General features: G+C 68.8%; 15 protein-coding genes and 2 pseudogenes. 3 read left to right on the forward strand and 14 right to left on the reverse strand.

Features of this window, described 5'->3' with window-relative positions; all coding sequences use genetic code 11:
- Nucleotides 1-58 precede the first annotated feature (58 nt).
- On the forward strand, nt 59-1543 hold the full coding sequence (locus tag AC5Y5Z_RS06120) for a flavin-containing monooxygenase (protein ID WP_499923933.1): 1485 nt from the start codon (nt 59-61) through the stop codon (nt 1541-1543).
- 74 nt (nt 1544-1617) lie between these two features.
- Nucleotides 1618-2184 (forward strand): pyridoxamine 5'-phosphate oxidase family protein, encoded by a 567-nt coding sequence (locus tag AC5Y5Z_RS06125; RefSeq protein WP_473139564.1) that lies wholly within the window; start codon nt 1618-1620, stop codon nt 2182-2184.
- Nucleotides 2185-2250: 66 nt separating this feature from the next.
- Here the strand turns inward: AC5Y5Z_RS06125 and metK are convergent, their stop codons facing one another.
- The 5 genes and pseudogenes from metK to mihF form a co-directional block, all read right to left on the reverse strand.
- Nucleotides 2251-3462: a methionine adenosyltransferase gene (gene metK / locus AC5Y5Z_RS06130; RefSeq protein WP_463825027.1), complete on the reverse strand. Its 1212-nt coding sequence runs from the start codon at nt 3460-3462 to the stop codon at nt 2251-2253.
- Between the two features lie 132 nt (nt 3463-3594).
- Nucleotides 3595-4929: pseudogene (gene coaBC / locus AC5Y5Z_RS06135) on the reverse strand (bifunctional phosphopantothenoylcysteine decarboxylase/phosphopantothenate--cysteine ligase CoaBC); the annotation flags it as partial.
- Nucleotides 4895-5218 carry a DNA-directed RNA polymerase subunit omega gene (gene rpoZ, locus AC5Y5Z_RS06140; protein WP_463825025.1) on the reverse strand — a complete coding sequence of 108 codons (324 nt, stop codon included), beginning with the start codon at nt 5216-5218 and terminating at the stop codon, nt 4895-4897. The pseudogene coaBC and the gene rpoZ, both read right to left, overlap by 35 nt.
- Before the next feature lie 59 nt (nt 5219-5277).
- The gene (gene gmk / locus AC5Y5Z_RS06145; protein WP_463825024.1) at nt 5278-5868 is read right to left on the reverse strand and encodes a guanylate kinase; all 591 of its coding nucleotides are present in this window, start codon (nt 5866-5868) and stop codon (nt 5278-5280) included.
- A 42-nt stretch (nt 5869-5910) separates the two neighbouring features.
- The gene (gene mihF / locus AC5Y5Z_RS06150) at nt 5911-6225 is read right to left on the reverse strand and encodes an integration host factor, actinobacterial type (protein ID WP_036355303.1); all 315 of its coding nucleotides are present in this window, start codon (nt 6223-6225) and stop codon (nt 5911-5913) included.
- A 432-nt stretch (nt 6226-6657) separates the two neighbouring features.
- Here mihF and AC5Y5Z_RS06155 point away from each other — a divergent pair, with 432 nt between their 5' ends.
- Nucleotides 6658-7377, forward strand: coding sequence for a PP2C family protein-serine/threonine phosphatase (locus tag AC5Y5Z_RS06155; protein WP_473139563.1), 720 nt, complete (start codon nt 6658-6660; stop codon nt 7375-7377).
- Here AC5Y5Z_RS06155 and pyrF read toward each other — a convergent pair.
- From pyrF to AC5Y5Z_RS06200, 9 genes and pseudogenes are all read right to left on the reverse strand, one after another.
- Nucleotides 7363-8181 carry an orotidine-5'-phosphate decarboxylase gene (gene pyrF, locus AC5Y5Z_RS06160; RefSeq protein WP_473139562.1) on the reverse strand — a complete coding sequence of 273 codons (819 nt, stop codon included), beginning with the start codon at nt 8179-8181 and terminating at the stop codon, nt 7363-7365. The two genes, AC5Y5Z_RS06155 and pyrF, sit on opposite strands and share 15 nt — an antisense overlap.
- A complete protein-coding gene (gene carB, locus AC5Y5Z_RS06165; RefSeq protein ID WP_499923937.1) occupies nt 8174-11542 on the reverse strand; it encodes a carbamoyl-phosphate synthase large subunit in 3369 nt (1122 codons plus the stop codon). Before carB ends, pyrF begins: the two co-directional genes overlap by 8 nt.
- Nucleotides 11542-12660 (reverse strand): glutamine-hydrolyzing carbamoyl-phosphate synthase small subunit, encoded by a 1119-nt coding sequence (carA, locus tag AC5Y5Z_RS06170; protein WP_463825020.1) that lies wholly within the window; start codon nt 12658-12660, stop codon nt 11542-11544. The genes carB and carA overlap by 1 nt, the downstream gene beginning before the upstream one ends.
- A gap of 89 nt (nt 12661-12749) precedes the next feature.
- Nucleotides 12750-13238, reverse strand: a pseudogene (locus AC5Y5Z_RS06175) (PH-like domain-containing protein); the annotation flags it as partial.
- Complete coding sequence (locus AC5Y5Z_RS06180) at nt 13235-14527, reverse strand: dihydroorotase (protein ID WP_463825019.1); 1293 nt, start codon at nt 14525-14527, stop codon at nt 13235-13237. The pseudogene AC5Y5Z_RS06175 and the gene AC5Y5Z_RS06180, both read right to left, overlap by 4 nt.
- Entirely contained in the window at nt 14524-15468 is a 945-nt protein-coding gene (locus AC5Y5Z_RS06185) for an aspartate carbamoyltransferase catalytic subunit (protein WP_463825018.1), read from the reverse strand. The genes AC5Y5Z_RS06180 and AC5Y5Z_RS06185 overlap by 4 nt, the downstream gene beginning before the upstream one ends.
- Nucleotides 15465-16019: a bifunctional pyr operon transcriptional regulator/uracil phosphoribosyltransferase PyrR gene (gene pyrR, locus AC5Y5Z_RS06190; protein WP_463825017.1), complete on the reverse strand. Its 555-nt coding sequence runs from the start codon at nt 16017-16019 to the stop codon at nt 15465-15467. Before pyrR ends, AC5Y5Z_RS06185 begins: the two co-directional genes overlap by 4 nt.
- A gap of 272 nt (nt 16020-16291) precedes the next feature.
- Entirely contained in the window at nt 16292-16717 is a 426-nt protein-coding gene (locus AC5Y5Z_RS06195; RefSeq protein ID WP_499923941.1) for a cellulose-binding domain-containing protein, read from the reverse strand.
- A gap of 110 nt (nt 16718-16827) precedes the next feature.
- The gene (locus tag AC5Y5Z_RS06200; RefSeq protein ID WP_499923945.1) at nt 16828-18600 is read right to left on the reverse strand and encodes a PPE family protein; all 1773 of its coding nucleotides are present in this window, start codon (nt 18598-18600) and stop codon (nt 16828-16830) included.
- Nucleotides 18601-18674: the final 74 nt, after the last annotated feature.

Raw genomic sequence — 18674 nt, forward strand, 5'->3', positions numbered from 1 at the left:
CTAGGCTCAGACATATAGCCATGAGCCGGCACCGGCATTGTCATCGGAGGAATTCGCCATGGGTGGGGCACCCGACTATCACACCGTCATCGTCGGCGCCGGGTTCTCCGGCATCGGCGCGGCCATCAAGCTCGACGAGGCGGGCCTGTCCGACTACCTGGTGATCGAGGCCGCCGACGGGGTCGGCGGCACCTGGTATTGGAACACCTATCCCGGCATCGCCGTGGACATTCCGTCGTTCTCCTACCAGTTCTCGTTCGAGCAGAGCCCGGACTGGTCGCGGACCTACGCCCCCGGCGGCGAGCTCAAAGCCTATGCCGATCACTGCGTGGACAAGTACGGCATCCGGTCCCGGATCCGGTTCAACACCAAGGTGATCTCCGCGGAGTTCGACGACGAGCGGGCGTTGTGGCGGCTGCAGACAGATCCGGGTGACGAGATCACCGCCCGATTCCTGATCAGCGCCAGCGGCGTGCTCACGGTGCCGAATCTGCCCGACATCGCCGGCGTGGAATCGTTTGACGGCATCACCATGCACACCGCGCGCTGGGACCACAGCCAGGACCTGACCGGCAAGCGGGTGGCGATCATCGGGACCGGAGCCTCCGCCGTCCAGGTCATCCCGGAGATCGCGCCGATTGTCAGCCGGCTCACCGTTTTTCAGCGCACCCCGATCTGGTGCTTTCCCAAATTCGACGTGCCGTTGCCGGCCGCGGCGCGCTGGGCGATGCGGATTCCCGGCGGCAACGTCATTCAGCGGCTACTGAGTCAGGCTTTCGTCGAGGTGACGTTCCCGCTCTCGGCGCAGTACTTCACGGTGTTCCCGTTCGCCAAGAGCATGGCCACGGCGGGCCGCGGCTACCTGCGACAGCAGGTCAAAGACCCGGTGGTGCGCGAGAAACTCACCCCGCACTATGCCGTGGGATGCAAGCGCCCCGGCTTCCACAACACCTACCTGGCCACGTACAACCGCGACAACGTCCGGTTGGTCACCGAGCCGATCGACAGGGTCACCCCCGCAGCGGTAGTCACCACCGACGGCGAGGAGCACGAGATCGACGTGCTGATCCTGGCCACCGGCTTCAAGGTCATGGACACCGACAACGTCCCCACCTATGCCGTCACCGGCAGCGGCGGGCGGTCGTTGGCCCGGTTCTGGGACGAACACCGGCTGCAGGCCTATGAAGGCGTCAGCGTTCCCGGATTCCCCAACATGTTCACCATCTTCGGGCCGTACGGCTACGTTGGTTCCTCGTACTTCGCGCTGATCGAGACCCAGACCCACCACATCGTGCGGTGCCTGAAACGGGCCGACCGCGACGGCTCGCACCGCGTCGAGGTGGCCGCGGCCGCCAACGACCGGTATTTCGCCGAGATGATGAGCAAGCGGCACCGGCAGATCTTCTGGCAGGACAGCTGCCGGCTGGCCAACAGCTACTACTTCGACAAGAACGGCGACGTGCCGTTGCGGCCCACCACCACGGTCGAAGCCTATTGGCGCAGCAGGCGTTTCGACCTCGACGACTACCGGTTCAGCGCCTGAGTCACCGGCGGTCGCTCGGCCGGCGCGGTGCTGGTCAGGAAGGGATTGCACCCTAGGCACTAGGCTCAGTCGATATGGCGAAGGTGTTTTCGCGTATCGACGACTCGTTGCGGGAGTTCATCGCTGAGCAGGCGATGTTCTTCGTGGCGACCGCACCGTCGCAGGGCGGCCACATCAACCTGTCGCCGAAAGGCTACGCCGACACCTTCGCGGTACTCGATGACCACACGGTGGCGTACCTGGACCTGTTCGGCAGCGGGGTGGAGACCATTGCGCACCTGCGCGACAACGGGCGCATCACGGTCATGTTCTGCTCGTTCAGCCGCAACTCCCGCATCCTGCGGTTGTTCGGCACCGGCCGGATGCTGCGCCCCGACGATGACGAATTCGACCGTGTCAGAAGACATTTCGGGGATCTACACCCCGGGGTGCGGGCGGCCATCGTGATCGACGTGGAGCGGATCGCCGATGCCTGCGGGTTCGCGGTGCCGTATTACGAACTGGTCGACGACCGCCAGGTGCTCGACACGTATCACGCCAAGCAGCCCGCGGAGGCCTACACCCGTTCGATCGGACGCAATCAACACAGCATCGACGGCCTGGCCGGGTTGGACCCCGACCACCCGCTACCGCCCACCTGACGGCGAGCAGACGCAAAAGCCCCTAATTTCGGCACGAAATAGGGGCTTTTGCGTCTGCTCGGCAGGCTAGATGGCGTGCTTGAGGTCGTCGACCTTGTCCAGCTGCTCCCACGGCAGCTCGATGTCGGTACGCCCGAAGTGCCCGTAGGCGGCGGTCTGAGCGTAGATCGGCCGGAGCAGGTTCAGGTCGCGGATGATCGCGCCGGGCCGCAGGTCGAAGACCTCCGGGATGATCTTCTCGATCTTCACCGGGTCGACGGCCTCGGTGCCGAACGTCTCGATGAACAACCCGACCGGCGCCGCCTTGCCGATGGCGTAGGCCACCTGCACCTCGACGCGCTGCGCCAGGCCGGCGGCCACGACGTTCTTGGCCACCCACCGCATCGCGTACGCGGCCGACCGGTCCACCTTGGACGGGTCCTTGCCGGAGAACGCGCCGCCGCCATGGCGGGCCCAGCCGCCGTAGGTGTCGACGATGATCTTGCGGCCGGTCAGCCCGGCGTCGCCCATCGGACCGCCCAGCACGAACTTGCCGGTCGGGTTGACCAGCACCCGGGTCGACGACGAATCCAGGGTCTCGTGGGCCAGGTCGGCCAGCACCGTGTCCAGCACGTGCCGGCGGATGTCGGGGTCGAGGGTGTTCTCCAGGTCGATGCCGTCGGCGTGCTGGGTGGAGACGACGACGGTGTCCAACCGGACCGGCACGTTGTCCTCGTACTCGATGGTGACCTGGGTCTTGCCGTCGGGCCGCAGGTAGTCCAGGGTCCCGTTCTTGCGGACCTCGGTCAGTCGCCGCGACAGCCGGTGCGCCAGCGCGATGGGCAGCGGCATCAACTCCGGGGTGTCGTTGATCGCGTAGCCGAACATCAGCCCCTGGTCACCGGCGCCTTGCGAGTCCAACGGGTCGGCCGCCCCTTCGACACGGGCTTCGTGCGCGGTATCGACGCCCTGGGCGATGTCTGGCGACTGGGCGCCGATGCCGATGTTCACCCCGCAGGTCTCCCCGTCGAAGCCCTTGTCTGACGAGTCGTAGCCGATCTCGAGGATGCGCTTGCGCACGGTGTTGGTGATGTCGGCGAACGCCTCCTTGGCCGAGGTGGTGACCTCACCCACGACGTGCACCTGGCCGGTGGTCACCAGCGTCTCGACGGCGACACGGGAGCGAGGGTCCTCCGCGAGCAGCGCGTCGAGGACCGAGTCACTGATCGCGTCACAGATCTTGTCTGGATGCCCCTCGGTCACCGATTCGCTGGTGAATAGCCGGCCCTTCTCGCTCACCCTGTGCTTCCTTCCCGTCGTGCTCGCCAAAGGTTAGTTAGGCGAATTATTTTTCCTGGCTCTTACTCAACCGGCTGCGCCGGGTGTTTGCAAATTTGATGGGCCGCCCGGAGCACGGGCTGCCCCGCCACGTTACTGCGGTGTCTCCCCGTGCAGAAAGGCGACGATCGCATCCACAATACGGCTCGCCATCAGCGTCTTCGATCCGTGCTGCAGTGCCGACTCGGTGCCGTCGGCCGCCAGCAGCCAGCCGTCGTTGCTGTCCACCTCGAATGCCTTGCCCTCGCCGACAGCGTTGACCACCAGCAGGTCACAGCCTTTGCGTCGCAGCTTCGCCCGGGCGTGGAACAGCACGTCACCGTTGGCGTCGCCGGTCTCGGCGGCAAACCCCACAATGGCGCGCATGTTCGGCAACTGGCCGTGCGAGCGGGCCTGTACGGCGCCGGCCAGCACATCGTCGTTGCGCAGCAACTCGATGGGAGCGGGTCCGGCCTGGGTGTCCGGGCTCTTCTTGATCTTGGCGGTGGAAACCTGCGCGGGCCGGAAATCGGCCACCGCCGCCGCCATCACCAGCACGTTGGCTTCCGACGCGTGCTTGGACACCGCTTCACCGAGCTGCTCTGCCGAACTGATGTGCACCACGTTGACACCGGCCGGATCGATCAGCCCGGCGGTGTGTCCCGCTATCAGCGTGACCTCGGCCCCGCGCTGCGCGGCGACCCGCGCCACGGCATAGCCCTGCTTGCCCGAACTGCGGTTGCCGATGAAGCGCACCGGATCGATCGCCTCCCGGGTGCCACCGGCGGTCACCAGGACCCGGCACCCGGCCAGGTCGTAGGGCAGCGCGTCGTGGCGGTCCAGCAGCAGGTGGGCCAGCGTGGTGATCTCCTCGGCCTCGGGCAGTCGGCCGGCGCCGCTGTCGGTGCCGGTCAGCCGTCCGGAGGCGGGCTCGAGCACGATCGCGCCGCGGCGGCGCAGGGTGGCGACGTTGTCGACGGTGGCCGGATGCAGCCACATCTCGGTGTGCATCGCCGGCGCGAACAACACCGGACATCGCGCGGTGAGCAGCGTCGCGGTCAGCAGGTCGTCGGCGCGGCCGGCCACCGCGCGGGCCAGCAGATCAGCGGTGGCCGGTGCGACCACCACCAGGTCAGCCTGCTGGCCGAGACGCACATGCGCCACCTCGGGCACGTCCTTGAAGACGCCGGTCTGCACTGTTTCCCCGGACAACGCCTCGAAGGTGGCCGCCCCGACGAACTGCAGCGCGGACTCGGTGGGAATGACCCGCACGCTGTGCCCGGCCTCGCGCAGCTGCCGGACCACAGTGCAGGCCTTGTAGGCTGCGATCCCGCCGGAAACTCCGACTACGACGCGTCTGGAGCCGCGCTTGCTGCCCTCACTGCGCTGACTCTCCATGGCGCGCCGGACCCTGTTACTCGCCCTCGGTGTGTTCGAGCAGGTCGGCGTGGATTTCGCGCATCGCGATCGACAGCGGCTTTTCCTGCAACCCCGGTTCGACCAGCGGGCCGACGTACTCGAGGATGCCCTCGCCGAGCTGGTTGTAGTAGTCGTTGATCTGCCGGGCCCGCTTGGCGGCGTAGATCACCAGCGCGTACTTGCTCGAGACGCGTTCCAGCAATTCGTCAATGGGCGGGTTGGTGATGCCCAACGGGGTGTCATAGGCACCGGCCCCACCGGCCGACGGATCGAACTGATCCACGGCGGTCAACGACACGTCGGACTGCGGAATAGTCACGTAAAAATTCTCCTGGCTGCACGCAGCTGCTCATAGGCGGCTTCAAAAGTACGGTTGGGTCAAGCACTGGATGGGTTGCTAACCAGCAAGGATACCAATTCGGCGCACGCAGACTCCAATCGGCTGTTCACCACGACGACGTCGAAGTCGCCCTGAGCGGCCAATTCGATCCGCGCGGTGTCCAGGCGGCGCTGGATCACCTCGGCCGTTTCGGTGCCCCGCCCGACCAGTCTGGCCTCCAGGTCCGCCCAGCTGGGCGGGGCCAGGAACACCGTGAGCGCCTCCGGCATGGCCGCCTTGACCGCTCGGGCACCGGCGAGATCGACCTCGACGAGCACCGGGAAACCCGCTGCTTTGGCGTCGCGCACCGGGGCCGCCAGCGTGCCCGACCGGTGCAGCCCCCCGTGGATCTCCGCCCATTCCAGCAACTCGCCCTGGTCGATGAGGCGCTGAAAGGCGGTGGGGCTGACGAAGTGGTAGTCGACACCGTCGACTTCACCGGGCCGCGGCGCCCGGGTGGTGGCCGAGACGCTGAAGTGCAGGTCCGGGATGCGCTCCCGCAGGCACCGGACGACCGTCGACTTGCCGACCGCGGAGGGACCGGACAGCACGACCACGCGGCCGGAGTCCGGTCCCCCGCCGGCACTCATTGGCGCTCCCGGGCCGGGGGCTGGGTTGGATCGCCCAGCCGACTAGGAGCCGAACTTTTCCAGCAGCGCCTTGCGCTGACGGTCGCCCAGGCCGCGCAGGCGGCGGGTCGGGGCGATTTCGAGCTCGGTCATGATTTCCTGCGCCTTGACCTTGCCCACCTTCGGCAAGGCCTCCAGCAGCGCAGACACCTTCATCTTGCCCAGGACTTCGTCGCTCTCGGCGTCCTTGAGGACCTGGGTGAGGTTGGTGCCGCCACGCTTGAGCCGATCCTTGAGTTCGGCTCGTGCCCGACGTGCGGCAGCAGCCTTCTCCAACGCTGCCGCGCGCTGCTCGTCGGTCAACTGGGGAAGGGCCACGATTCCTCCGTCTCTCGTCGATAACTATCGATCGTCATTTGTCTCGACCACGTACTTCGGCCAGCGCTGACGACCGTACTCACGGTCTCCGACGAAATCTAACCCGACCCCCCGGTTTCGGGGCTAAACGCCCAGCGTGCGAGCGCGACATCGCGCCGTCGACGTGCGGCGCGGCACCGCCGGACGGCGGGCGGAAACCGGTGGCCGCGCCGTTCCACGGGCCGCCAATAGCGACGTTGAACTGCGGTTTTAGGGTGCTGGAGCGGCACCGTACGGCTCGGCAGGGCAGCGGGCCACCCACGGTCGGGGGGTGCGCGCCGGTCCCCGTGCCCAGGATCACGGATCGCCGCGGCGTGTCCGCGCGTGTCGTGCACGTGCGGCGCGGCGCTTCCCGGCGCCGGGAACCGCCCGCAGAGCTGCGATACTGCCCCCATGCTGGACTGGCGGACCGCGGCCGGCAGCCACATCGGACGCCGCTATCAGGCGAACTACGACGTCGTGCACCTCGGCACCGATCCGCTGCTGGCGGTCGTCGCCGACGGCATGGGTGACGGACGCGGCAGCGCGCTGGCCGGGCAGACCGCGGTAGACACCGTCGTGGCAGCCCTGACCGGGGCGCAGATCACGCCGGCGAGCATTCGGGAAGCGGTCGCCGAAGCGCAGGAACGCGTCCGCGCGATCGGCCGCCAACTCGGCGCGCTGACCGGGTGCACGCTCACCGCCATGGCCGCCGGCCGGGACGGGCTGTGGATCGCCCAGGTCGGCGATTCACGGGCCTACCGGCTACGCGGCGAGCTGCTGGAGCAGCTGACCGTGGACCACACGATGGCGTGGCTGGGCGCGGTCAACGGCTGGTATGCCTTCGATTCACACGAAGCCGGGGCCGCCCGCTATCAGCTGACCCGCTACATCGGGCACCCGGACCTACCGGAGCCGGACGTCCTGAACGTCAATCCTCGTCCCGGCGACGCCTTCCTGCTGTGTAGCGACGGCGTCGCCGAACAGGTCCCGTACGCATTCCTGGAGGCCTTCCTGCAGGACAGCGACCCACAGCGGGCGGTGACCGGAATCCTGGACGCGGCCGACGCCGCCGGCGGGCACGACAACGCCAGCGCGATCGTGGTCCGGGTGGGCCAGTCAGGCGCCGGCTAGATACGCGACGGTGTCGCGCAGGCGCTCGGCGGCCGCGCGCACCTGCGCGACACCCGGGCCGGCGCGCAGCACCTCACGCGAGACCGCCGGCAACAGCAGGCCCGCCCCGGCCCCGCCGAGCCCCGCCAGCGCCTCGGGACGGCCGCCCTGGGCTCCCACCCCGGGCACCAGGACCGGTCCCCCGACAGCGCTCAGATCGGGCGGGTCGAGGACGGTGGCGCCGACGACCACGCCGACGGAGCCGGGTTGCGCCGCAGCGTTCGCGGCCGCGACGTGGTCCACGATCAACTGCGCCACGGTGCGGCCACCGACGTCGGCGCGCTGCACCGTGGCTCCCTCGGGGTTGGAGGTGGCCGCCAGCACGAACACCCCCCGGTCATGGGCCGCCGCGACGTCCAGCAGCGGGCGCAGCGAGCCGAATCCCAGATAGGGCGACGCCGTCACCGCGTCGGCGGCCAGCGGCGAATCCCCCGCCCAGGCCGCGGCGTAGGCGGCCATCGTGGTCCCGATGTCGCCCCGCTTGGCGTCGGCCAGCACCAGCACGCCGTCGGCGCGCAGCGCGGCGATGGTCTGCTCGAGCACCGCGAAGCCGGCCGCGCCGTACGCCTCGAAGAACGCCACCTGAGGTTTCACCACCGCGAACCCGGCGTAGGCCTGCACACAGACGTCGCAGAACTCGGCCAGCCCGGCCGGGGTGGCCGGCAGATCCCACGCCCGCAGCAGTTCGGGGTGCGGGTCGATGCCCAGGCATAACGGCCCGCGCTGTGCCCTGGCCGCGGCCAGCCGAGCACCGAAACTAGCCATCGTGGCCGTTACGCGAACCCAGGTTGCGGTGCAGCTCCTGCAGCGACAACACACCGATGTCACCGCGGATGCCGGCCTCGATGCCCTGCACGGCGGCCGAGGCGCCCTGAACCGTGGTGATGCACGGGATGTTGACCGCCACCGCGGCCGAGCGGATCTCGTAACCGTCGATGCGCGGGCCGGAGTTGCCGAAGGGCGTGTTGATCACCATGTCGACCTCACCGGCCCGGATCGCGTCGATAGCCGACACCACCGGCCGCCCGTCCTGCGGCGCCTCGAAGTGCTTGCGGACCTCGTCACACGGAATTCCGTTGCGGCGCAACATCTCCGCTGTACCCTCGGTGGCCAGCACGTGAAAACCCAAGTCGGCCAGCCGCTTGACCGGGAACACCAGCGACCGCTTGTCCCGGTTGGCGACCGACACGAACACCGTGCCCCGCGCGGGCAGTGAACCGTAGGCGGCTGTCTGGCTCTTGGCGAAGGCGGTGCCGAAATCGCGGTCGATGCCCATCACCTCGCCGGTGGACTTCATCTCCGGACCGAGCAGCGAATCGATCGCGGCACCGTCGGCGCGGCGGAACCGGTGGAACGGCAACACGGCTTCCTTGACCGCGATCGGGGCATCCGGCGCCGCGCTGGCGCCGTCCCCGGTCTCGGCCAGCATGCCCTCGCTGCGGAGCTGAGAAATACTGGCGCCCAACATGACTCGCGCGCAGGCTTTAGCCAGCGGGATCGCGGTCGCCTTGGACACGAACGGGACGGTGCGGCTTGCCCGCGGGTTGGCCTCCAATACGTAGAGCACGTCGTCCTTGAGCGCGTACTGCACGTTGAGTAGACCCACCACACCGATCCCGCGGGCAATGGCCTCGGTCGCCTTCCGGACCTTCTCGATATCGCTGCGACCCAACGTCACCGGCGGCAGGGCACACGCGGAGTCACCGGAGTGGATGCCGGCCTCCTCGATGTGTTCCATGATCCCGCCGATGTAGACCTCGGCGCCGTCACACAGCGCGTCGACGTCGATCTCGACCGCGTCCTCGAGGAAGCGGTCGACGAGCACCGGGTGCTCGGGGGACAGTTCGGTGGCGCGGGTGATGTAGCCGCGCAGGGTCGCCTCGTCGTAGACGATCTCCATGCCGCGACCGCCGAGCACGTAGGACGGCCGGACCAGCACCGGATAGCCGATGTCGGCGGCGATACGACGCGCCTGGTCGAACGTGGTCGCGGTGCCCCACTTGGGGGCGGGCAGGCCCGCGGCGTTGAGCACGTCGCCGAACGCGCCGCGGTCCTCGGCCAGGTCGATCGCCTCCGGCGGGGTCCCGACGATCGGCACCCCGGCATCGGCCAGGCGTTGGGCCAACCCCAGCGGGGTCTGGCCGCCCAGTTGCACGATGACCCCGGCGACACCGCCGGCACCCCGGCCGCCGGCCCCGGACTGCTCCTCGGCGCGGAACACCTCCAGCACGTCCTCGAACGTCAGCGGCTCGAAGTACAACCGGTCGGCGGTGTCGTAGTCGGTGGACACCGTCTCTGGGTTGCAGTTCACCATGACCGTCTCAAAACCGGCCTGGCTCAACGTGGTTGCCGCGTGCACGCAGCTGTAGTCGAACTCGATGCCCTGCCCGATGCGGTTGGGGCCGGAACCCAGGATCAGCACCTTGGGACGCACCGTCTGCGGGGCGACCTCGGTCTCGGCGGCCGGGTCGAGTTCGTAGCTGCTGTAGTGATACGGCGTCTTGGCCTCGAACTCGGCCGCGCAGGTGTCCACCGTTTTGTACACCGGGTGGATGTTCAGCCGTTCGCGCAGCGAGCGCACCCCGTCTTCGCCGGCCAGTTCCGGTCGCAGCGCGGCGATCTGGCGGTCCGACAGCCCGCAGTGCTTGGCGTGACGCAGCAGTTCGGCGTCGAGCACGGGTGCGTCCACGAGTTCGGCGCGCAGGGCCACCAACTCGTCGATCTGGGCCACGAACCACGGGTCGACACCGCTGGCCTTGGCCACCTGCTCCACCGAACCGCCCAGCCGCAGCGCGAGTTCGATGTCGTAGAGCCGGCCTTCGGTGGGCGTGTGCAATCGGGTCAGCACCTCGTCCAGCGTCGAATCGGGCGGATCGGGCTTGGTCCAGAACCCGGCGCGGGTGGTCTCCAGCGAGCGCATCACCTTGCCCAGCGCCTCGACGAAGTTGCGGCCCAACGACATTGCCTCGCCGACGGACTTCATGGTGGTGGTCAGGGTTGGGTCGGCGCCGGGGAACTTCTCGAAGGCGAAACGCGGCGCTTTGACCACCACATAGTCCAGGGTGGGTTCGAAGCAGGCCGGGGTTTCCTTGGTGATGTCGTTGACGATCTCGTCGAGGGTGTAGCCGATGGCCAGCTTCGCGGCGATCTTGGCGATCGGGAAGCCGGTCGCCTTGGACGCCAGCGCACTCGAACGCGACACCCGCGGGTTCATCTCGATGACGATCAGCCGTCCGTCGTCGGGGTTGATCGCGAACTGGATGTTGCAGCCGCCGGTGTCCACGCCGACCTCGCGCAGGATCGCGATGCCCAGGTCGCGCATCCGCTGGTATTCCCGGTCGGTCAGCGTCATCGCCGGCGCCACCGTGACCGAGTCGCCGGTGTGCACACCCATCGGGTCGACGTTCTCGATCGAGCACACCACCACCACGTTGTCGTGGCCGTCGCGCATCAGCTCGAGTTCGAATTCCTTCCAGCCGTAGATGGATTCCTCGATCAGCACGTTGGAGCTGGGGCTGGCGGCCAGCCCGGCGCCGGCGATCCGGTCGACCTCCTCGACCGACCGGGCCATGCCGGAGCCGAGACCGCCCATGGTGAAGCTGGGCCGCACCACCACCGGCAGGCCCAGTTCGGCAACCGTGTCCCGCACCTCGTCCATGGTGAAACACACTCGGCTGCGGGCGGATTCGCCGCCGACCTTGGTGACGATGTCCTTGAACCGCTGCCGGTCCTCACCGCGCTGGATGGCTTCGAAGTCGGCGCCGATGAGCTCCACGCCGTACCGTTCCAGCACGCCGCGCTCGTAGAGCGCCACCGCGGTGTTGAGCGCGGTCTGGCCGCCCAGGGTGGCCAGCAGCGCGTCGATCCGGTTGCCGCGCTCGGCCTGCTGGGCGATCACCTTCTCCACGAACGAGGCGGTGATGGGTTCGACGTAGGTGAAGTCGGCGAATTCCGGGTCGGTCATGATGGTGGCCGGGTTGGAGTTGACCAGGCTGACCTGCAGTCCCTCGGCGCGCAGCACCCGGCAGGCCTGGGTGCCGGAGTAGTCGAATTCGCAGGCCTGGCCGATTACGATCGGCCCGGAGCCGATCACCAGCACGTGGTTGAGGTCTTGGCGTCGCGGCACTAGCGGTTCCCGTCCATCAGGTCGATGAACTGGTCGAACAGGTATTCCGCATCGTGCGGGCCGGCCGCGGACTCCGGATGGTATTGCACCGAAAAAGCCTTTCCGTCAACGAGTCTGACGCCCTCGACAACGCCGTCGTTGGCACAGGTGTGGCTCACCACCGCTGGGCCGAACGGCGTGTCGAACCGCTGGCCCGCCTCCCCTTCCAATGCGAAGCCGTGGTTCTGCGCCGTTACCGCCACCCGTCCGGTGGCGTGGTCGATCACCGGGATGTTGATCCCGCGATGGCCGAACACCATCTTGTAGGTCGACAGCCCCAGCGCCCGGCCCAGGATCTGATTGCCGAAACAGATGCCGAACAACGGGATTCCGGCGCCCAGCACCTCGCGGGTGAGGGCGACAGTGTGGTCGGCGGTGGCCGGGTCGCCGGGCCCGTTGGACAGGAAAACTCCGTCGGGTCTGAGCTCGGCGATCTGCTCGAAACTCGCCCCGGCGGGCAGCACGTGGCTACGTACCCCGCGCTTGGCGAAGTTACGCGGGGTGTTGGTCTTGATACCCAGATCCAGCGCGGCCACGGTAAAGCGTTGCTGCCCTTCGGGTTCGATCGTGTACGTCTCAGGCGTGCTGACTTCGCCGGCCAGGTCGGCGCCCAGCATCGCCTCCTGCGCGCGCACCCGCTCGATCAGCTGTTCGGGATCGGCCAGAGCCGGCCCGGAGAACACGCCCGCCTTCATCGAGCCGCGGCTGCGCAGATGGCGGACCACCGCGCGGGTATCGATCCCGGCGATCCCGACGATGCGCTGGCGCACCAACTCGTCCTCCAGCGTGCCGGTGGCGCGCCAGTTCGACGCGCGCGGCGACGGGTCGCGCACCGCGTAGCCGGCGACCCAGATCTTATCGCCGCGGCTCTCGCCGTCCTCGGCGTTCCAGCCGGTATTGCCGATCTGCGGGGCGGTGGCCACCACGATCTGACGGTGGTAGCTGGGGTCGGTCAGGGTCTCCTGATAGCCGGACATGCCGGTGCTGAACACCGCCTCACCGAGTGTCTGCCCGACCGCGCCGAACGGGGTGCCGGCGAAAACCTTCCCGTCCTCCAGCACCAGCAGCGCTCGACTCATGTGCGCCACTCCTCGTCGGTTCGTTCCCCGCCGGCGGGCGGTTGCCCCCCTGCATCGTCATCGGCGCAACTCACTTGCCCGGGCTCCTCTTCTTCCAACCACTTCGCATAGTCGTCCCGGTTGTTCGCCCGGAACCCCGTGTCGATCTCGGTGCCCGACGGCAACCGCCACCGGATAGCCAGGATCCCGTTGCGCACACCCACCTTGCCGGCGATGCCGCGCTCACAACGGATGTCCACCACCGACTCCCGCGGAATCCAGATCGGTTGCGCACGGATGCGTTCCACTAGAATTCCGCCGGTGTAGCGGGTCAGCACCGCCTTGCTGCGGTACCCGAGATCGCCGACGGCGATCCGGTCGTTCCAGGCCGGGGACAGTGTGCAACCGACGTAGAGGCCGGGCGTGGTGATCAGGGCGGCCCCCACCTCGTCGGGCAGTTCGGGCAGCTCGCCGACCAGCTCCACCTGCCGTTCGGCCCGGCGTCGCCAGCCCCGCATCATCAACTGGATGACCACCGCCAGCAACACCACCAGGACCGCCGCAAAGATCAGCGATCCCACCATGGTGCCTGAATTCATACCGGACTCTTCCCGTCTCGGGCGGTGACCCTGCCGCGCAACAGCGTCGCAGTGACCGTCGCAGGCAGTGTCATCGACTCGTATGGCGTGTTGGCCGAACGGCTGGCCAACTCGCCGCCGGTGACCGTCCAGGTGGCGTCCGGATCGACCACGGTCACGTTGGCCGGCTCCCCCACTTCCAACGGCCGGCCCTGATCGGGCAGCCCCACGATGCGCGCCGGATTCTCGCTCATCACCCGGGCGACGTCACGCCAGGTCAGCAGGCCCGGACGCACCATCGTCTGCACCACCACCGACAATGCGGTCTGCAGGCCGAGCATGCCCGGACGCGCCGCCGAGAACTCGACGCACTTCTCGTGCTCGGCATGCGGGGCGTGATCGGTGGCCACACAGTCGATTACCCCGTCGGCCAGGGCCTGACGCAACGCGATAGCGTCGGCGGCCTCGCGCAGGGGCGGGTTGACCCGATTGCGCCCGTCGTAGCTGGCCAGCCTGCTGTCGTCCAGCAGCAGGTGATGCGGGGTGACCTCGGCGGTGATCGAAATACCTTGCTCCTTAGCCCATTTCACCAGCTCCACGGTGCCGGCGGTGGAGGCGTGGCAGATGTGCACCCGGGCTCCGGCGTCGCGGGCCAGCAGGGCGTCGCGGGCGACGATGGATTCCTCGGCGGCCCTCGGCCATCCGGTGAGTCCGAGCCGGGCGGCAGTGGGCCCTTCATGGGCGATCGCCCCGACGGTCAGCCGCGGCTCTTCAGCGTGCTGGGCGATCAGCACCCCCAGCCCGGTGGCGTATTCCAGCGCGCGCCGCATCACCAGCGGGTCGTGCACGCAGATGCCGTCGTCGGAGAACATCCGCACCCCGGCGACACCGGCGTGCATCATCCCCATCTCGGTGAGCTCTTTGCCGGCCAGCCCGATGGTGACCGCACCGACCGGGTGGACATCGACCAGGCCGACCTGCTGACCCCGGTGCCACACGTGGTCGGTGACCACCGGGCTGTCGGCCACCGGATCGGTGTTGGCCATCGCGAACACCGCGGTGTAACCGCCGAGAGCGGCTGCCGCCGAACCGGTTTCGATGTCTTCGGCGTACTCCCGGCCGGGCTCGCGCAGATGCGTGTGCAGATCCACGAAGCCGGGCAGCAACACCTGACCGGAGGCGTCGATGACGTCGGCGGTGTCGGGAATCTCGAGTCCGGCACCGATTTCAGCGATCTGGCCGTCCGCCACCAGCACGTCGACGGGATCGCCCGCACCGTAGCGTCGGACGCCCCGAATCAGCACACTCATGCCGCCGCCTCCTCGGCACCCACCAGAACGTGGAACAACACCGCCATGCGCACATGCACACCGTTGGAAACCTGTTGCAGCACAGCCGATTGCGACGAGTCCGCGACCGCAGAGGAGATCTCCATACCGCGCAGCATCGGGCCCGGGTGCAGCACCACGGCGTGTCCGGGCAGCAGCGCCTGGCGCCGCGCGGACAGTCCGTACAGCGCCGAATATTCGCGCACCGACGGGAAGAAGCCGCCGTTCATCCGCTCGGCCTGCACCCGCAACATCAGCACCGCGTCGGCAGCAGGCAGTTCGGCGTCGAAGTCGTTGGACACGGTGACCGGCCAGCTCTCCACCCCGCGCGGCAACAGGGTCGGCGGCGCGACCAGCACCACCTCCGCACCCAGGGTGTGCAGCAGCATCACGTTGGAGCGGGCCACCCGGCTGTGCAGGATGTCACCCACGATCACCACCCGGCGACCCTCGATGCCGCCGAGTCGTTGCCGCACGGTCAGCGCATCCAGCAGAGCCTGGGTGGGATGCTCGTGGGTGCCGTCACCGGCGTTGATCACCGACGGACCATCTTGGCGACCGGTCCACTCGGCGAGCAGATGCGCCGCACCCGAGGCGGGATGCCGCACGATCAGCGCGTCGGCGCCGGCCGCGCGCAGGGTCAGCGCGGTGTCGCGCAACGACTCGCCCTTGCCGACCGAGGACCCGGTCGCGCTGACGTTGATCACGTCGGCGCTCATCCACTTGCCGGCCACCTCGAACGAGACGCGGGTGCGGGTGGAGTTCTCGTAGAACATCGTGACGACGGTGCGTCCCCGCAGCGTCGGGAGTTTCTTGATGTCACGGCCCACCAGGGCTTGGGCGAAGCGGTCGGCGTCGTCGAGTATCGCGGTGGCCTCGTCGCGGGTCAGGTCCCCGGCGCTGAGCAGGTGTCGCCTGGTCATCGGGTGATCACCACGCCGTCGTGCCCGTCGTCCTCGCGCAACCGCACGTGCACGCTCTCGCTGCGCGAGGTGGGCACGTTCTTGCCGACATAGTCCGCGCGCACCGGCAACTCGCGGTGGCCGCGGTCGACGAGGACGGCCAGTTGCACTGCCCGGGGACGTCCGACGTCGCGCAGCGCGTCCAGGGCGGAGCGGGTCGAGCGACCGGAATACAGCACGTCGTCGACCAGGATGACCAGTGCGTCGTCGACGCCGCCGGCCGGGATCGACGTCGCGGCCAGTGGTCGCGGCGGTTTGATCATCAGGTCATCGCGGTAGAGGGTGATGTCCAGCGAGCCGTGGCCGACGTCGACGCCGCTGAATTCGGCGATGTTGGCGGCCAGCCGGCCCGCCAGTGTGACGCCGCGGGTGGGGATTCCCAGCAGGACAACACGGGTCGAGTCGGGGTTGTCCAGTGCGGTCTTCTCGATGATCTGATGAGCCATACGAGAGATGGTCCGACCGACGTCGGCCGCTGACATCAATTCTCGCGGTTCCCGGACAGCACCCATACGAGAGCTTGACCTCCTTCTCCGCCTCTCCGGACGGATCGTTAAAGGATGTCGACTGCCGGGCAGCCTAACACGGGCTGGGGTGGGTGATTCGGCGCCGGCAGCGGCTCAGCGGAGGCCGAAAAGGATGTTGGTCACTTCAGTCCCATCCGGCTCAGCTGTACCGGATTCGGACACCCTCGGTGGTTTGCCCACCTCTGCGCGAATTGCCTGCCTATGCGCGACTTTTGCACGAATCACAGAGCTGTTGCGCCACTGGCTGGATGCCGTCGCTAGGAACAATACTGCCCGTTGATCCGGCAGTTCGCGGGCGGCGAATAGGTACCGGACAACACGCCGCGCATGCCGCCGTTGGCGGTACCACCGGGGGCAATCGTGCGATTCCAGTTCGCCGGGGTGATCACGTAGTGCGTGCCCACCTGGGTGACCGTGCTGTTCCAGGTATGCGAAACGGATTCGCCCGCCGGCAGGTCGAATTCCAGCTTCCAGTCGGTCAGCGGCGCCACGCTCATGTTGGTGACGATGAAGCGGGCGATGAAACCGGTCTGCCAGGTGTGTTCCACCGTCAACGTCGCGGTGGCGGCAGCCGCGTCGGCCACGGGGGCGGCGCCGATCCCGAACAGTGCCAACGCGAATGCCGACATGGCTGCGTGAAGCGCTGTGCGCCAGGGCTTCTCGCATCTGTGCCGTCCGCTCATAGGAGCCAACACTATAGCCGGACAGGCGGTACCGGCCCCCTCGCCACAGGGACGCTGCCGTAACTTTGCCCAACCGCAACCGATGTGAAATGTCAGCGCAGCAACGAAAGTCAACCCGGTGCGCCGTTGGCGGTGCTGCCGAAACCGCCGAAGCCGCCGCGGCCATCGGCGTCGCCGAAGCCGTTACCTCCGGCCCCGCCGTTGCCGCCGAAACCGTCAACGCCGCCAAAACCGTTGCCGCCGTTGCCGCCATTGCCGCCCGGGGCGACGATGCCGCCGTTGTCACCGGGGCCGCCGGCGCCGCCGCGCGCGACCAACCCGGCCTCGGCGTCACCGCCGTTGCCGCCCGGTCCGCCGTTGCCGGTCAACCCACCGCTGCCACCGGCGCCGCCCCGGCCGCCGGTCGCGTCGCCGGTGAGTGAGCTCGCATCTCCGCCGAGTCCGCCGAAGCCACCGGTGCCCGATCCTGCCGAGCTACCGCCGTTGCCACCGTTGCCACCCTGGGCGAACCCGTTGGCTGTCTGCGCGGTGCCGCCGTTGCCACCGGGACCGGCGTTGCCGATGACGGACGCGCCGCCGCTACCGCCGTTGCCGCCGACCGCGCCAACCGTGCCGACCAGGTTGTTGCCACCCGCGCCGCCGGCTCCGCCGCTGCCGAAGTCACCCGCGTCGCCGCCGTTGCCGCCGTCACCGGCGTTGCCACCGGGGGCGGCCTGTCCCCCGTTGCCGCCGTTGCCGCCGCTGCCGGCCAGGGACGCCCCGGCGCCCCCGTCGCCACCGTCGCCGCCGAACAACGAACTGCCGCCACTGCCGCCGTTGCCGAACATGACCGCCGCCGCTCCACCGTCGCCGCCGTTGCCCGACCCACTCGACCCGCCGTCGCCCCCGCTGCCCGCGATGGCGCCGCCGCTGCCTCCGGCACCGCCGTTGCCGGACGCGCTGAAGCCCCCGCCACCGCCGTTGCCGGCCAGAGCTCCACCGCTTCCGCCATTGCCCCCGGGTTGGCCCGCGCCGGTAGCCGCGCCCCCGGCACCGCCGAACCCGAGCAGACCGGCGTTGCCGCCGGCGCCGCCGGCCCCACCACCGCCACCCTGGCCTCCGGCACCGAACAGCAGCCCGCCTGTTCCGCCGGCGCCGCCGAATCCCGCGGTACCACCGTTGCCGCCGTTGCCCCCGGTGCCGACCAGGCCGGCGGACCCGCCGCTGCCGCCGCTGCCCGTCGGCGCGGAGTTGGAGTAGCCGTCGCCGCCGTCGCCGAAGAGCAGCCCCCCGGCGCCTCCGGCGGGATTGCTCGCCGTGCCGGCGGCCCCGTTGCCGACCAGCGGTCGTCCCAGCAGCACCTGAGTGGGTGCATTGACCAGGTCGAGCGCAGCGGTTTGCCACGACGGCAATTGCGCTGCCGCTGCCGAAACCTCGCCGTGATAACCGGCCATCGCGCTCACATCGCGCGCCCACATCTCCTCGTAGACCGACTCGACGGCGGCGATCGCGGGCGCGTTCTGGCCGAACAGGTTTGAGACGACCAACGCCACCAGGTTGTTCCGGTTGGCTGCGACCACCAACGGACGCACCGTGGCGGCCTGCGCTGCCTCGAACGCGCTCACCACGGTCTGCGCCTGGCGCGCTGCCAATTCCGCTTGCGCCGCAGCCACATTCAAGAAGGACGCATACCGGGCGGCGGTCTCGGTCATGGCAACCGACGAACTGCCTTGCCACGCCTGCCCGGTCAGGTCGGAGATCACCGAGGAGAACCCCGCCGCCGACGCGTTCATCTCCGTCGCGAGCAACTCCCAGGATGTCGCGGCAGCCGACATCGGCCCCGTCCCCGCCCCTGCGAACATCAGCGCCGAATTGACCTCCGGCGGCAGCATGACAAAGTTCATCCCTCGGCCCCTCCCCGATGCCACAGCACTGTGCTGCTCCCGCCGGTGCGAGCCGCGTCGCCGCCGGGACCAAC

The organism is Mycobacterium sp. NGS29 (genome assembly GCF_059812965.1).

Coding starts and splice junctions, on each gene's coding strand:
- pyrR (WP_463825017.1), bottom strand. CDS start 16,019: ATGGGTGCTGTCCGGGAACCGCGAGAATTGATGTCAGCGGCCGACGTC.
- gmk (WP_463825024.1), bottom strand. CDS start 5,868: ATGAGTGCCGGCGGGGGACCGGACTCCGGCCGCGTGGTCGTGCTGTCC.
- AC5Y5Z_RS06155 (WP_473139563.1), top strand. CDS start 6,658: ATGCTGGACTGGCGGACCGCGGCCGGCAGCCACATCGGACGCCGCTAT.
- AC5Y5Z_RS06120 (WP_499923933.1), top strand. CDS start 59: ATGGGTGGGGCACCCGACTATCACACCGTCATCGTCGGCGCCGGGTTC.
- AC5Y5Z_RS06200 (WP_499923945.1), bottom strand. CDS start 18,600: ATGAACTTTGTCATGCTGCCGCCGGAGGTCAATTCGGCGCTGATGTTC.
- AC5Y5Z_RS06185 (WP_463825018.1), bottom strand. CDS start 15,468: ATGACCAGGCGACACCTGCTCAGCGCCGGGGACCTGACCCGCGACGAG.
- AC5Y5Z_RS06180 (WP_463825019.1), bottom strand. CDS start 14,527: ATGAGTGTGCTGATTCGGGGCGTCCGACGCTACGGTGCGGGCGATCCC.
- AC5Y5Z_RS06195 (WP_499923941.1), bottom strand. CDS start 16,717: ATGAGCGGACGGCACAGATGCGAGAAGCCCTGGCGCACAGCGCTTCAC.
- carA (WP_463825020.1), bottom strand. CDS start 12,660: ATGAGTCGAGCGCTGCTGGTGCTGGAGGACGGGAAGGTTTTCGCCGGC.
- AC5Y5Z_RS06125 (WP_473139564.1), top strand. CDS start 1,618: ATGGCGAAGGTGTTTTCGCGTATCGACGACTCGTTGCGGGAGTTCATC.
- pyrF (WP_473139562.1), bottom strand. CDS start 8,181: ATGGCTAGTTTCGGTGCTCGGCTGGCCGCGGCCAGGGCACAGCGCGGG.